The 13942-nt window shown below is 63.9% G+C and carries 12 protein-coding genes; 7 read left to right on the top strand and 5 right to left on the bottom strand.

Translation table 11 applies throughout. The annotated features are described in order from the left end of the window. Positions 1-363: 363 nt before the first annotated feature. A complete protein-coding gene (locus tag KVP70_RS05435) occupies positions 364-1017 on the top strand; it encodes a TRAP transporter small permease (protein ID WP_217941049.1) in 654 nt (217 codons plus the stop codon). Then, on the top strand, positions 1014-2402 hold the full coding sequence (locus KVP70_RS05430) for a TRAP transporter large permease (RefSeq protein WP_255575776.1): 1389 nt from the start codon (positions 1014-1016) through the stop codon (positions 2400-2402). Before KVP70_RS05435 ends, KVP70_RS05430 begins: the two co-directional genes overlap by 4 nt. Before the next feature lie 86 nt (positions 2403-2488). Here KVP70_RS05430 and KVP70_RS05425 read toward each other — a convergent pair whose 3' ends face one another. After that, positions 2489-3475, bottom strand: coding sequence for a TRAP transporter substrate-binding protein (locus KVP70_RS05425; RefSeq protein WP_217941048.1), 987 nt, complete (start codon positions 3473-3475; stop codon positions 2489-2491). A 129-nt stretch (positions 3476-3604) separates the two neighbouring features. Between KVP70_RS05425 and KVP70_RS05420 the strand changes: the two genes are divergently transcribed. Continuing rightward, a complete protein-coding gene (locus KVP70_RS05420; RefSeq protein ID WP_217941047.1) occupies positions 3605-5629 on the top strand; it encodes a two-component system sensor histidine kinase NtrB in 2025 nt (674 codons plus the stop codon). Between the two features lie 3 nt (positions 5630-5632). Next, positions 5633-6220, top strand: coding sequence for a response regulator transcription factor (locus tag KVP70_RS05415; RefSeq protein WP_217941046.1), 588 nt, complete (start codon positions 5633-5635; stop codon positions 6218-6220). A gap of 95 nt (positions 6221-6315) precedes the next feature. On the opposite strand, the gene KVP70_RS05410 is transcribed toward KVP70_RS05415, so the two are convergent. After that, positions 6316-8067 (bottom strand): DUF885 domain-containing protein, encoded by a 1752-nt coding sequence (locus KVP70_RS05410; RefSeq protein WP_217941045.1) that lies wholly within the window; start codon positions 8065-8067, stop codon positions 6316-6318. Positions 8068-8109: 42 nt separating this feature from the next. Beyond that, positions 8110-9210, bottom strand: a complete 1101-nt coding sequence (gene queG / locus KVP70_RS05405) for a tRNA epoxyqueuosine(34) reductase QueG (protein WP_217941044.1) — start codon at positions 9208-9210, stop codon at positions 8110-8112. 57 nt (positions 9211-9267) lie between these two features. Here queG and tsaE point away from each other — a divergent pair, with 57 nt between their 5' ends. From tsaE to KVP70_RS05390, 3 genes are read left to right on the top strand one after another with little or no spacing between them, the layout of a single operon-like run. Further along, entirely contained in the window at positions 9268-9753 is a 486-nt protein-coding gene (gene tsaE, locus KVP70_RS05400; RefSeq protein ID WP_217941043.1) for a tRNA (adenosine(37)-N6)-threonylcarbamoyltransferase complex ATPase subunit type 1 TsaE, read from the top strand. Beyond that, positions 9717-11150: an N-acetylmuramoyl-L-alanine amidase gene (locus KVP70_RS05395; protein WP_217941042.1), complete on the top strand. Its 1434-nt coding sequence runs from the start codon at positions 9717-9719 to the stop codon at positions 11148-11150. The genes tsaE and KVP70_RS05395 overlap by 37 nt, the downstream gene beginning before the upstream one ends. A 16-nt stretch (positions 11151-11166) precedes the next feature. Beyond that, positions 11167-12009 (top strand): D-hexose-6-phosphate mutarotase, encoded by an 843-nt coding sequence (locus KVP70_RS05390; protein ID WP_217941041.1) that lies wholly within the window; start codon positions 11167-11169, stop codon positions 12007-12009. Positions 12010-12018: 9 nt separating this feature from the next. On the opposite strand, the gene KVP70_RS05385 is transcribed toward KVP70_RS05390, so the two are convergent. Beyond that, on the bottom strand, positions 12019-13056 hold the full coding sequence (locus KVP70_RS05385; RefSeq protein ID WP_217941040.1) for a carbonic anhydrase: 1038 nt from the start codon (positions 13054-13056) through the stop codon (positions 12019-12021). A 105-nt stretch (positions 13057-13161) separates the two neighbouring features. Beyond that, positions 13162-13806, bottom strand: a complete 645-nt coding sequence (locus tag KVP70_RS05380; protein ID WP_217941039.1) for a VTT domain-containing protein — start codon at positions 13804-13806, stop codon at positions 13162-13164. Positions 13807-13942 lie beyond the last annotated feature (136 nt).

Raw genomic sequence — 13942 nt, 5'->3', positions numbered from 1 at the left:
AACAACGACATTCTGTAAAACGTGGTCTCCTCGATCTTTTGCCGGTATTCAGTACCGTTTCTCTACACACTCCCCACCTACAATTCTGGGCTCTTGCTACCGGGTCGCATATTGATATGCAGTTATCCCTGAGAGCGACGCAATCATAACGTATCTATTTCGCTTTTTCTCCTTTTTTTTCGGCCCGATGACACCCTTGCTTTAAACATGAAACAAATCTGACGCATATCAAGAAAGTTGTGGTATTGGGCTTGAAATTGCCAAAAGACCTAGTAGTACCCCTCATTGCTTTCCTCCCAACAAAATTATAATTTAGGCGAAAATGGCGGATTTCCCGACATCAACAAAACCTTGAGACCAATCATGCTCGCAAAACTACTGGATCATCTGGAGGAGTGGATCATCACCTTCCTGATGGCAGGCGCCACCCTGATCATTTTCCTGTCCGTGGTGCACCGCTACGGCACCGGCCTGCCCATTCCCGGCGTCCAGGACTACCTGCTGTCGCTGCACTTCGAGTGGGCGCAGGAGCTGGCCATCATCATGTTCGTGTGGATGGCCAAGTTCGGCGCGGCCTACGGCGTGCGCATGGGCGTCCACGTCGGCGTCGACGTGCTGGTCAGCCGCCTGCCGGACGCCTGGCGCCGCCGCGCCACCTACGTCGCGCTGGCTTGCGGCATGCTGTTCACCGGCATCATCGGCACCCTGGGCCTGTCCTTCGTGTGGGATAACGGCCTGCACTACGCCCTGTTCAACAAGCTCGGCCTGGATATCAGCGCGCTGACCGAAGGCCCGACCACGCCCGACCTCGAATGGCCGACCTGGTTCATCTACTCGGTGGTGCCGATGGGCTCCTACCTGATGTGCTTCCGCTTCATCCAGGTGTCGCTGGTCTACTGGCGCACCGGCGAGATGCCGCACCAGGACGAGACGCAGGTCGATGGCCTGGACGACGCCGAGGACGACGACATGTTCGCCGTCGCCCACCCAACCCCAGCCCACGGAGGTGCCAAATGAGCGGCGCAGCACTCACTTCAGTCAATGTGATGTCCAAGCAGCGCGCGGCCGCGTGGCTGATCGGCATCGCCGCCATCCTGCTGTCGGTGTGCGTCATCGGCGGCAAGGTCGGCATCGTGTTCGCGCTGCTGCTGGCGCTGATGTTGACCGGCATCCCGGTCTCGATCGCGCTCGGCCTGACGGTGCTGATGTTCATGTACCTGCTGACCCACGTGCCGGTCGAGGCGGTGGCGCTCAAGCTGTTCAGCGGCATCGAAAAGTTCGAGATCATGGCCATTCCGCTGTTCATCCTGGCCGGTAACTTCCTGACCCACGGCGGCGTGGCCAAGCGCATGATCAAGTTCGCCACCAGCCTGATCGGCCACTGGCACGGCGGCCTGGCGCTGGCCGGCATCATCGCCTGCGCCATGTTCGCGCTGGTGTGCGGCTCGTCGGTGGCGACGGTGGTGGCGATCGGCTCGATCATCCTGCCGGCCATGGTCAAGCAGGGTTATCCGAAACGCTTCGGCGCCGGCGTCATCATCACCGCCGGCTCGCTGGGCATCCTGATGCTGCCGTCGATCCCGAAAGTGATCTACGCCATTTCCACCAACACCTCGATCGGCGCGCTGTTCCTGGCCGGCCTGTTCCCCGGCATCCTGCTGACGGTGATGCTGTGCACCACCACCTGGGTGCTGGCCAAGAAGAACGGCTATCCGCGCATGCGCAAAGCCACCTGGGGCGAGCGCGGCAAGGCCTTCAAGGACAGCGTGTGGGGCCTGATGCTGGTGGTGATCATCATCGGCGGCATCACCAAGGGCATCTTCACGCCGACCGAGGCGGCGGCGATGAGCGCGGTGTACTCCTTCATCATTTCGGTGTTCGTCTACAAGGACATGCCGCTGAAGAAAACGCCGGAAGTGCTGAAGAAGTCGGCCAGCCTGAGCGCGATGCTGCTGTACATCATCACCAACGCCGTGCTGTTCTCCTTCCTGATGGCGCACGAGAACATCCCGCAGGCGATGGCGGACTGGATTTTGGCCAAGGACCTGGGCCAGGCCGGCTTCCTGTTCTTCACCAACATACTGCTGCTGCTGGCCGGTAACGTGATGGAGCCGTCGTCCATCATCCTGGTGATGGCGCCCATCCTGCACCCTGCCGCGATCCGCCTGGGCATCGACGCCGTCCACTTCGGCATCATGATCGACGCCAACATGGAAGTGGGCCTGTGCCACCCGCCGGTCGGCCTGAACCTGTACGTGGCCAGCGGCATCTCGAAGATGAGCATCTCCGAGCTGACCGTGGCCGTGATGCCGTGGCTGCTCACCATGCTGGTGTTCCTGGTGATCGTCACCTACTGGCCGGGACTGTCGCTGTGGCTGCCGAAGGCGATGGGCCTGATGTAACTAAAAAAAAGCCCCGTGTGGCCTTGCGACGATCTTGAGCGTCGCATAGCGCACACGGGGCTTTTTTTCATTTGAAACGAGCTAAATTATTTAGCCGCTTCCTTGTTGATCGCCGAGATCAGGTCCTTGCCGATACGGCCTTCCATATCCTTCTGCACCGGCAGCAGCGCCTTGCGCCAGTCTGCCTGCTCTTTCACGCTAGGCGTGTAGATCTCGGTCTTGCCGGCTTTCTTGATCGCTTCCAGCGCCAGGTCGTTGTCGCGCTGGGCGATGGCTTTTTCAAACGTGGTGGCATCCTTCATCGCCTTGTCCAGCGCGCTGCGGATATCGGCCGGCAAACCGTCCCAGAACTTCTTGTTGACGATCACCGCATAGCCCAGGTAACCGTGGTTGGACACCGTCACATACTTCTGCACTTCGTGCATCTTCTGGGTGTACATATTCGATGGCGGATTCTCGGTGCCGTCGACCACGCCGGTTTGCAGCGCCTGATACACCTCGGAGAAGGCCAGCACCTGCGGGTTGGCGCCCAGCGCACGCATCTGCGCGTCCAGCACCTTGGACGACTGGATGCGCATCTTCAGGCCCTTGAAGTCGGCCACGTTATGCAGCGGCCTGTTGGCCGACATGACCTTGAAGCCATTGTCCCAGAACGCCAGGCCGATGATGCCCTTCGGTTCCAGCTTCTTCATCAGGCTCTTGCCGATTTCGCCTTCGGTGACGTTGTACAGCGCGGTCTTCGACGGGAAGATGTACGGCAGGTCGAACGCTTCGAATTCCTTCACGCCCAGCGGGCCGAACTTGGCCAGCGACGGCGCCAGCATCTGCACGGCGCCCAGCTGCAGCGCTTCCAGTTCTTCCTTGTCCTTGTACAGCTGGCTGTTTGGATAGACTTCGACCTTGACGCGGCCATTGGTGGCCTTCTCGGCCAACTGCTTGAAACGCTCGGCGGCCTGGCCTTTCGGCGTATCGGTGGCGACCACGTGGCTGAATTTGATGACGATAGGCGCCTGCGCGTAGGCATTGAAGCTCAGAGCGACGCTCAGGGCCAGTAGAACGGATTTCAATTTCATGGAGTCTCCAGAAGGGATTTAAAATGCAGTATTGTTCTAGTTTGACCGATTTTTACCAATAGTGACAAGGGGCGCAACTGTGGATAACCACAATGGTGCCGCCACTCCAAGGCTTTAACCTGAGTGTCCATGACCGCCACGCCAGCCAACATCCCGCCGCGCCGCGCCCACTACAGCTCTTCGCTGCGCTGGCTGCTGCCCATCGTGCTGGTGCTGTTCTTCCTGGCGATCCTGATCTGGCTACCGTGGCAGGCGCGCCAGATGGAGAGCAACGAGCGCCAGGAACAGCTGATCGCCGACACACTGTGGGTCGAGCAAACCATCCGCTTCCAGCTGGCGCGCGACGAGGAAAGCCTGCGCGGATTGGGTGTCGAGATCAGCGCCGGCCGCCTGCCGCCGGGCCAGACGCACGAACGCCTGGCGCGCCTGCTGAAGAACGGCCACGAACTGCTGCGCGTGATCTGGCTGCGGCCGGACGGCGCCCTGGCTGCCAGCAGCGATCCGCAGGCGGCGCCGGTGGAACTGTCGGAAGCTTCCAAGGCCACCATGGAGCTGGCCCGCAAGACCCGCCATGCGCTGTACACCCAGCCGGAAGCACAAACACCCAACCTGTCGGCCGCTCCCGCCGCGGTGCTGATGGACTATCACGTGCCGCTGTTTCGCGGCGACGACTACATCGGCGACCTGGTGGCCACCTACCAAACCAGCGCGCTGCTGGAGGAAATGGTGCCGTGGTGGTTCGCCCAGGACAACCAGGTCTCGCTGATCGACCGCGACGACAAGGTGCTGGCGCGCCGCGCCGCCGCAGGTCCCGGCCACGGCGTCTACACCCACAAGCGCGCGCTGGACCTGCCCGGCGCCACCATCACGCTGGTGACGGACAGCGTCAAGAGCGAGCCGCGGCTGCTGCCCAACCTGCTGGTCGGCTCGGTGATCGTGCTGTCGCTGGGCTTGTTATGGAGCCTGGTGGCCTTGTGGGGCCACATCTCGCGCCGGCTGGCGGCGGAAGGCGCGCTGCGCCAGCAGATGTCGTTCCGCACCGCGATGGAGAATTCGCTGGTCACCGGCCTGCGTGCGCGCGACCTCGAAGGCCGCATCACCTACGTCAACCCGGCCTTCTGCCAGATCGTCGGCTATCCGGCCGAGGAAATCGTCGGCATGCTGCCGCCCATGCCCTACTGGGCCCCGGAAGCGATGGCCGAGTACCAGACCCGCTTCGCCTCGGTCCTGGCGGGCAAGGTCACGCCGCAGTTCGAAACCATCTTCCAGCGTCCCGACGGCGAACGCGTGCCGGTGCTGATCTTCGAGGCGCCGCTGGTCGACAAGGATGGCAAGCAGACCGGCTGGATGGGCTCCATCCTCGACATTTCGGACCGCAAGCGCATCGAGGAACTGAACCGCCAGCAGCACGAGAAGCTGCAGGCGAGCGCGCGCCTGGCGACCATGGGCGAGATCTCCTCGATGCTGGCGCATGAACTGAACCAGCCGCTGGCCGCCATCTCCAGCTACACCACCGGCGCGCTCAATGTGCTGGCGCGCGCCGACAGCAGCGGCGCGCCGGTCGATTGCGGCATGCTCAAGCCGGCGCTGGAACAGGCCAGCGCGCAGGCGCAGCGGGCCGGCCAGATCATCCGCAGCGTGCACGAATTCGTCAAGAAGAGCGAGCCGCAGCGGCAGGAGATCGGCATCGCCTCGCTGCTCGACGGCATCCGCACGCTGATCGAACTGCAGGCGCGCCAGGCCTACGTCGCCTTCAGCGCCAGCATCCCCGCCGACCTGCCGCCGGTGCGCGCCGACCGCGTGATGATCGAACAGGTGCTGCTCAACCTGACCCGCAACGCCATCGAGGCGATGGCCCACATTCCGCCGCAGCGGCGCATGCTCAACGTGGTGGCCGCGTATGATGCGGCCAATGCGCAGGTCAGCGTGGCGGTGATCGACCAGGGGCACGGCATACCGGAGGAGGTGGCGCAGCGTTTGTTCTCGCCGTTCTTCTCGACCAAGGCGGAAGGCATGGGCATGGGGCTCAACATCTGCCGCACCGCGATAGAATTCCACGGCGGCGCGCTGACCCACAGCGCCAACCCGCAGGGCGGAACCATATTTACCTTCACGCTGCCGGCGGTGCTGGCGGCGGCAGAACAGGAGACTTGAAGCATGCTGCATATCGTCGATGATGAAGCGGTCGTACGCGACTCCCTGACCTGGCTGGCCACCTCGCGCGGCATTGCGTCGCGCGCGTATGAATCGGCGCCGCAGCTGCTGGCGCACACCGAGGCCGGCCAGTTCGACGCCGACGGTGACTGCGTGCTGCTCGACGTGCGCATGCCGGACATGAACGGCGTGGCCGCGTTCGACCAGATGTCCGCGCGCGGCCTGACGCAGCGCATGCCGGTGATTTTCCTGACCGGCCATGGCGACGTGCCGATGGCGGTCGACGCGCTCAAGCGCGGCGCCTTCGACTTCTTCGAGAAGCCCTTCAACGACAACCAGCTGATGGACCGGGTGCAGGAGGCCATGACCAACTCGCGCCAGGCCGGCGCGATGGCGGCGGTGCATGCGCGCCTGGCCACGCTGTCGGCGCGCGAGCGCGAGGTGCTGGAACTGATCCTGGCGGGGAAGATGAACAAGGTGGTGGCCGACCAGTTGGGCATCAGCATGCGCACCGTCGAAGTCCACCGCGCCCACATCTTCGACAAAATGCAGGTCAAGACCGCGGTCGAGCTGGCGGGATTGCTAAAATAAAACCGGGGTCAAGTCTGACATTCGGACACGAGCTCTTCAGTAGTGCCGCGCTACAGCAGAGTTCGTGTCCGAATGTCAGACTTGACCCCCGTGTTTTATTGCGCGGCGATCCACTCGTCCACCACCTGCTCCAGCACCGGCAGCGGCACGTTGCCGGTCTCCAGCACCACGTTGTGGAAGGCCTTGATCGAGAATTTTTCGCCCAGCGCCTTCTGCGCCTTGGCGCGCAGGTCGAGGATGCGCATCATGCCGATCTTGTAGGCGCAGGCCTGGCCCGGCATGGCGACGTAGCGTTCCACCTCCGCCGCAGGGATGCCGTAGTCGATGCCCTGCTGGCGCGTCCACTTCATCGCGTGCAGGCCGGTGTCCACCACCAGCCGGCGCGCGCGGAACAATTCAGCGTCCAGCTGACCCAGATGGCCGACCACGTCGCCGTCGTACCAGTTGTTCTCCGCCGCCAGCTGCTCCGCGTACAACGCCCAGCCCTCGCCATACGCCGAGCCGACCGCGAACACGCGGTCGCGCCGGTAGCGCGGCAGCTTGTCGTTCTCCTGCTGCAGCGCGACCTGGAAGTGGTGGCCCGGCACGCCCTCGTGATACACCAGCGTGCGCATGCCGACGATGCGAAAATCAGGCCCCGGCATCGGCGCCCAGAATATGCCCGGCCGCGTGCCGTCCTTGGCCGGACCCGTGTAGTGGGCCGCCGCCGTCTTCTCGGTGAACGGCGGCTCGCGCTTGACCACCACCGGCGCTTTCGGCGTGACGTCGAACAGTTCTTTCGCGCGCGCCTCGGCGTCGCGCAGCACGCCGTCGTAGCGCGCCAGCAGCGCCGGACGCGGATCGGCGTCCTTCGGCTGCGAGTCCTTTTCCAGCTTGGCCATGCGCTCCTTGATGCCGCCGTCAGTGTAGCCCAGCGACGCCAGCAGACCATCCATCTCCTTCTCGATGCGCGCCACTTCCTGCAAGCCGATATTGTGGATCTGCTCCGGCGTGTAGTCGGTGGAGGTCATCTGCTTGAGCAGCAGCGCGTAAGCCTTGTCGCCATTCGGCAGGCGCCACAGGCCGGCGTCGTTGGTGGTGCGCGGCAGCTGGTCTTGCAGCATCGCGCGGGCCCGTTGGAACACCGGAATAATCGATTGCTTGACGATGGCTTCAGCCGCCGCCGCAAACTTCGCCTGCTGTTCCGGCGATACGTCCTTCAAGCCGCTCATGCGCTGCTTCAGCGTGGCGACGAAAACGTTGTTCTCCGGCGCGCCGTCGAGGAAGCGGTCCAGCTGCCCGATCGATGACTGCGTCAAAAAGGTCGGCATCAGAATGCCGTGACCGGCCGCGCCGCGCGCCTGCACGATGCCGGTGTCCATCTTGCCGGCCACCGCCTTCAGGCGCACCAGGTAGTTTTCCACGTCGCGCTGGTTGCGGATCGGGTGCGCCTGCGTCAGGAAGTTCACCAGCTGCACATGCAGGCCGCCGAACTGGTTGAACACGAAGTTGTAGTCCACGTAAGGCCAGGCATCCACGGTGCCCCGCAAATTCCAGGCGATGCTGGCGGCGCTGGCGCGCTGCTGCGGCGTCAGCGTCTGCTGGTCGATCCTGGCCAGCTGCGCCAGCGCGGTCTTGGCGGCGGCCACTTCGCCGGCGCGGTAGACGATGGAGTTCGGCGTCAGCTTGCGGTCCAGGCGATCCTGCTCCTTGCCGCTGAAGTACTGCTTCTGCGTGGCCTGCTCAGGGTCGTTGCGCAGCTTGGCGTTGGCGACCTTGTCGGCCCAGTCGTCGAAGCTGGCGCCATGCGCGGCCAACGTGAAGGATGCGCCGGCAAGCAGCGCAATGAATCTGGTTGAAGTGTGCATGGACGTGGGCCTTGTAAGAGAAACTCCCGAGTGTAGCGCAGTTCAAGCGTGGCAGGCCAGCGCCCATTCGACGTGCTCGCGCACCAGTTCCGACGGGTGCTCGCGACGCGCCGTCAGCGCCGCCACGATGGCCGCGTCGCCCCTGGCGCCGGCCGCCGCCGCGTTGCCCAGGCCGACCGCGATATTGCGCAGCCAGCGTTCGTGGCCGATGCGGCGTATCGGGCTGCCTTCCAACTTGCGGTTGAATTCTTCCTCGCTCCAGGCGAACAATTCGACCATCGAGGCGCTGCCCAGGCCATGGCGCTCGTCGAAGTCCGGCAGCACCGCGCGCTGCGCGAACTTGTTCCACGGGCAGGCGGTCTGGCAGTCGTCGCAGCCGTAGACGCGGTTGCCGATCAACGGCCGCATCTCCAAAGGGATTGCGCTTTTCAGTTCAATCGTCAGGTAGGACACGCAGCGCCGCGCATCGAGCTTGCCCGGCCCGAGGATGGCCTGGGTCGGGCAGATGTCGATGCACGCCGAGCACTGGCCGCAATGGCTGCCGGTCGGCTGGTCCACCGGCAGCGGCAGGTCGACCAGGAACTCGCCCATGAAGAACATCGAGCCGGCGGTACGCGACAGCAGCAAGGTGTGCTTGCCGCGCCATCCCAGGCCGGCCTTCTCCGCCAGCGGCAGTTCCATCACCGGCGCCGAGTCGGTGAAGACGCGGTAGCCGAACTCACCGATCTCCGTCTTGACCTTGTCGGCCAGCTGCTGCAGGCGCGCGCGCAGCACCTTGTGGTAGTCCCGGCCGCGCGCATAGACCGAGATCACAGCGGCGCCGGGATCGGCCAGGCGGGCCTCCTCGCGCGCGCGCCAATCGTTGTCGCCACCCGTTTCCGTGTCCCTCGGCAGATAGTTCATGCGGGCGCTGATCACCCGCACCGTGCCCGGCACCAGCTCTGCCGGACGGGCGCGCATCATGCCGTGGGTGGCCATGTAGTCCATTTCGCCGTGCATGCCGGCGTCCAGCCACGCCTGCAGGCCGGCCTCGGCATGGCTGAGGTCGATGTCGGTGATGCGGATTTCGGCGAAGCCCAGCTCTACACCCCAGCGCTTGATGCTGAGGGCAAGTTCGGCTAAATTGGTGACAGGCAGGGACATCGGTAGCAGGTGGCGGTTACAATGGCTGGCGATCCAACCAACACGACATTCTAATTGATGCAGCACTTCCAAGCCCATCTCCATGACGAAGCCGGCACCGCCGCCCTGGGCACGGCCCTGGCGCGCGCCTTGGCGCCCGGCCTGGTGATCTACCTGCACGGCGACCTGGGGGCCGGCAAGACCGCCCTCACCCGCTCCCTGCTGCACGCCGCCGGCCATGTGGGCACGGTCAAGAGCCCGACCTACACCCTGTCCGAACCGTATGCGATACAACTCGGCGGCCGCAAGGTCAGCGTGATCCATTTCGACCTGTACCGCATGGGCAGCCCGGAGGAATTCCTCGACGCCGGCTTCCGGGAAGACTTCAACGGCGACAACATCTGCATCGTCGAATGGCCCGAAAAGGCCGACCGCGTGCTGCCTGCCGCCGATATCAACCTGTTTCTGACTGTGGCCGGCAACGGCCGTGATGTAGAATTGCAGGCGTCCACCGCACTGGGTAACTCATGCCTTCAACGCCTCAAATTCGCCCCGAACATGTGAACAAGGGCTTAAAAAACCCGCCTGTTTCACGCCGCACCGTCCTCAAGGCCGGCGCCACGCTGCTGCTTTCCGTGGTGGCGCCGATCCGCGCCTACGCCGCGCAGATCCTGGCGGTGCGGGTCTGGCCGGCCGAGGACTACACCCGCGTCACGCTGGAAAACGACGCCGCGCTCAAGGCCACGCACTTCATCGTCAAAGACCCGGAACGCATGGTGGTCGACATCGAAGGCCTGGAGCTCAATCCCACGCTCAAAAGCCTGGTTGCCAAGATCCAGTCCAACGACCCGTACATCAAGCAGGTGCGCGTGGGCCAGAACCGGCCCAACGTGGTGCGCCTGGTGTTCGACCTGAAGGAAGAAGTCACGCCGCAGGTGTTCACGCTGGCCCCGGCCGGCAACTACAAGCACCGCCTGATCTTCGACCTGTATCCGGTCAAGCCGGTCGACCCGATCGCCGCGATGATCGAAAAAGGCGACTGGTCGAGCGACGGCAAACTGCCGCCGTCCGGCGCGGCCGCCACCGGCAGCGCGCCCAAGGGCGACATGCCTCCGCTAAAAACCGCCGAAGCCGAGGCCCTCGCCAACGCGCCGCAGGCGCAACTGGAAGCGCTCAAGCCCAACACCAAGGCCGAGCCGCGCGCGGAACTGAAGAATGAACTGAAGACCGCCGAGAAGAACGGCAAGCTGATACGCATGCTGACCGTGGTGCTGGACCCCGGCCACGGCGGCGAAGACCCCGGCGCGTCGGGCAAGAACGGCAGCCGCGAGAAGGACATCGTGCTGGCCATCGCCAAGCGCCTGAAGGACAAGATCGAGGAGTTCCCCAATATGCGCGTGATGCTCACGCGCGACGGCGACTACTTCGTGCCGCTCGGCACCCGCGTCGACAAGGCCCGCAAGGTGCAGGCCGACCTGTTCGTCTCGATCCACGCGGACGCCTTCGTGCAGCCGACCGCGCGCGGCTCGTCAGTGTTCGTGCTGTCGGAAAAAGGCGCCAGTTCGTCGGCGGCGCGCTGGCTGGCCGACAAGGAAAACCTGGCCGACACCATCGGCGGCGTCAACGTCAAGACCCAGGACCGCCAGCTGGCCAGCGTGCTGCTGGACCTGTCGACCACGGCGCAGATCAACGATTCGCTGCGGCTGGGCAAGTCGGTGCTGGGCGAGATCGGCGGCATCAACCGCCTGCACAAAGGCTCGGTCGAGCAGGCCGGCTTCGCGGTGCTGAAGGCGCCGGACATACCGTCGATCCTGATCGAGACCGCCTTCATCTCCAACCCGGAAGAAGAAGCCAAGCTGCTCGACGACGGCTACCAGAACCAATTGGCCGATGCCATCGTCAAGGGCATACGGCGCTATTTCGCGAAGAACCCACCGCTGGCAAAGAACCGGCTGACTTAATTAAAACGGACGAGACATGGCTGTCATAATCAACACGGAATACGGCGCACTGCCGGCAGTACAAATCACGGCGGCCGACGGCAGCCAGGCGACGGTGTCGCTGTTCGGCGCCCACCTGCTGTCATGGAAAACCGGCGACGGCAAGGAGCGCCTGTTCGTCAGCGCGCAGACGCCGCTCGACGGCAGCAAGGCCATACGTGGCGGCGTGCCGGTGATCTTCCCGCAGTTTAATGTGCGCGGCCCCGGCCTGCGCCACGGCTTCGCCCGCGTCAGCACCTGGCGCCTGACCGGCAGCGGCGGCGACGGCGGCCAGTCCTTCCTCGAATTCAGCCTGAATCAGAACGACCTGGCGCCGGAACACGCGCAAGCCTGGCCGCACGCCTTCGAACTGACGCTGCGCTTCACGCTGCACGGCGAGTCGCTCGACGCGCGCTTCACCGTGCATAACAGCGGCGCGCAGGACTTCCCGTTCGGCGTCGCGCTGCACACCTACTACGACGTCGGCCAGCTGGCCGCGACCAGCATCAGCGGCTTGCAGCACATGCGCTGCACCGACCATCACCAGGAAACGCTGACGCAGGAGCATCCTGCGCTGCACTTCACCGAGAAGCTGGACCGCCTGTACCAGTCCACGCCGACGCTGACGCTGAACACGGCCAACGCCACGCTGCGCCTGGAGCAGCAAGGCTACGATAACTGGGTGGTGTGGAATCCGGGCCAGGACGACGCCAGGGCGCTGGTGGACCTGGCCGACGACGAGTACCTGCGCTTCGTCTGCATCGAACCGGCGCGCATCGACCAGCAGCAGCTGGCCGCCGGCGCCACGTGGACCGGCAACCACCGCATCACCGCGGATTAATTCAGGTCTTTAGTTCGACTCTTTGATGATGCGGCCGGAACCCGGCTGGATAGGCCGCGCATTCAATGGATAGAGGCGGCTGAACAGCGCCATCTGCGCCGGCGAGGCTTGCACCGGCTCCTTCATCACCAGCCACAACACGCCCTCGGAACACGGCGGCGTGGTCAGCGATCCCATGAACGTGAAGTAGTCGCGGCGCGCCGGCAGCAGGTCCATCGGATCGAGCACGGTCGATGGCGCCAGCGTTTCCAGCTTCTCCAGCGGCAGGTTGTTCCACACTGTCTGGATCACCGGCTGCGGCTTGCCGCGCTCCAGCAGCAGCGCCAGCACGGCCAGCTTGCCCTCGCCGTCCTTGTGCACCAGGTGCATCACCATCTCGTAACCCTTGCCGTTGATGCGCTCTTCCGACGGCCGGTGGAAGTGGAACTGGATCAGCTCATACATGCGGTTGTTCACCGTGATGAAATTGCCGCTGCCGAGCATGACCTGCACCGTATGGCCGTTGTCGGTCACGTTGAACGAAGAGGGATGGTAGTCGAAGGTGATCTGTTCCAGTTCGACCTTCATGCCGTCGCGGATGTCGATCGGCGACTGGCGGTTGCCGGTGCCGCACTTGGCCCACTCGGGATTGATCCTGCCCCAGTTGGCAGGGCCGTTCTCGCCCTCGTACGACCAGTGGTTGCTGTACACCTTGGGCACGACCGGCGCGGCGGCGGCGACCTTCCTGGCCTTGGCCGCAGCGGCGGCGCGGGCCTGCTGATTGGCGCGCATGATGGCCAGGCGCGCCGCGATCTTGGCCGACAGGTCGGATTCCGCCTCGGCCTCGCGCTCGCGCTCGGACATCTTGCGGGTCAGCGAAGAGGTGACGGAAGACGCTCCGGTGGCGGAAGCGCTGGAAGAAGCTGGACTGCTGGGACGGATGGACGCGATCGACCCGGCAGCGCCACCCACCGCCGATTTCGTCGAAGGCGAAATCAGCGGATCGTTTGCAGCGCTAGCGGTCGCGAGGACGCAGCAGCAGGCAATCAGGGTGAGGAGAGGTCGCATTTGTATCCAGGAAGAAAAGAATTACATACTGGTATACGGATGCATTTGGGCAAAACTTGAGCGGGCCGGGCCTTTCTGGAGGACTTTATTTACAGAACGGCACGCTCAGCGGCCCAGCATGCGGCGCGACAGCTTCCACATGCCGCCCAGCGCCATCGGCACCACGGCAATGCCGACGCCGAACAGCACGATCTCGGTCAGGTGCTCGCGCACGATGGCGATGTTGCCGAAGAAGTAGCCGGCCGTGGTCAGCAGCGCCACCCACAGCACGGCGCCGGTGATGTTGTACATCTGGAAGCGAGCATGGGTCATGTCCGACACGCCGGCCACGAACGGGGCGAAGGTGCGCACCACCGGCACGAAACGTGCCATTACGATGGTCTTGCCGCCGTGTTTTTCAAAGAATTCGTGGGTGCGGCGCAGCGCTTCCTTGTTGAGCCAGCGGTAATCGTGGGTGAACACGCGCTGCCCGATGGCCTCGCCGATCCAGTAATTTAGCGTATTGCCGCTGACGGCCGCGGTAATCAACAGCAGCATCAACAGGAACAAATTCATTTCGCCCAATGCGCACAGGGCGCCGGCGATGAACAGCAGCGTGTCGCCCGGGAAGAAGAACAGCACCACCAGCCCGGTTTCGCAAAAGATAATCGCGAACAGCACGGCATAGACCAAGGTTCCGTATTGCTGAATCAGCACTTCCAGTGTCTTGTCGACATGAAGGATCATGTCAAAAAATTGCATAAAATCCATATTCTTCCCATAAAGTCTGCGCCGGAATCATACACCACCCTTGCCCCGGTCGCGGAAGTTTCCAGACCGGTGATATCCAGTTTACAATCCCCCGAGCGTCCGCAACAAGCAGGCGCGACCAACCAAGGAGATAATG

This window comes from Duganella violaceipulchra, assembly GCF_019166075.1.
GTDB classification, from domain to species: Bacteria; Pseudomonadota; Gammaproteobacteria; order Burkholderiales; family Burkholderiaceae_D; genus Rugamonas; species Rugamonas violaceipulchra.
The sequence above is the reverse complement of the archived record's forward strand: the minus strand, read 5'-3'. Positions and strand labels throughout refer to the sequence as shown.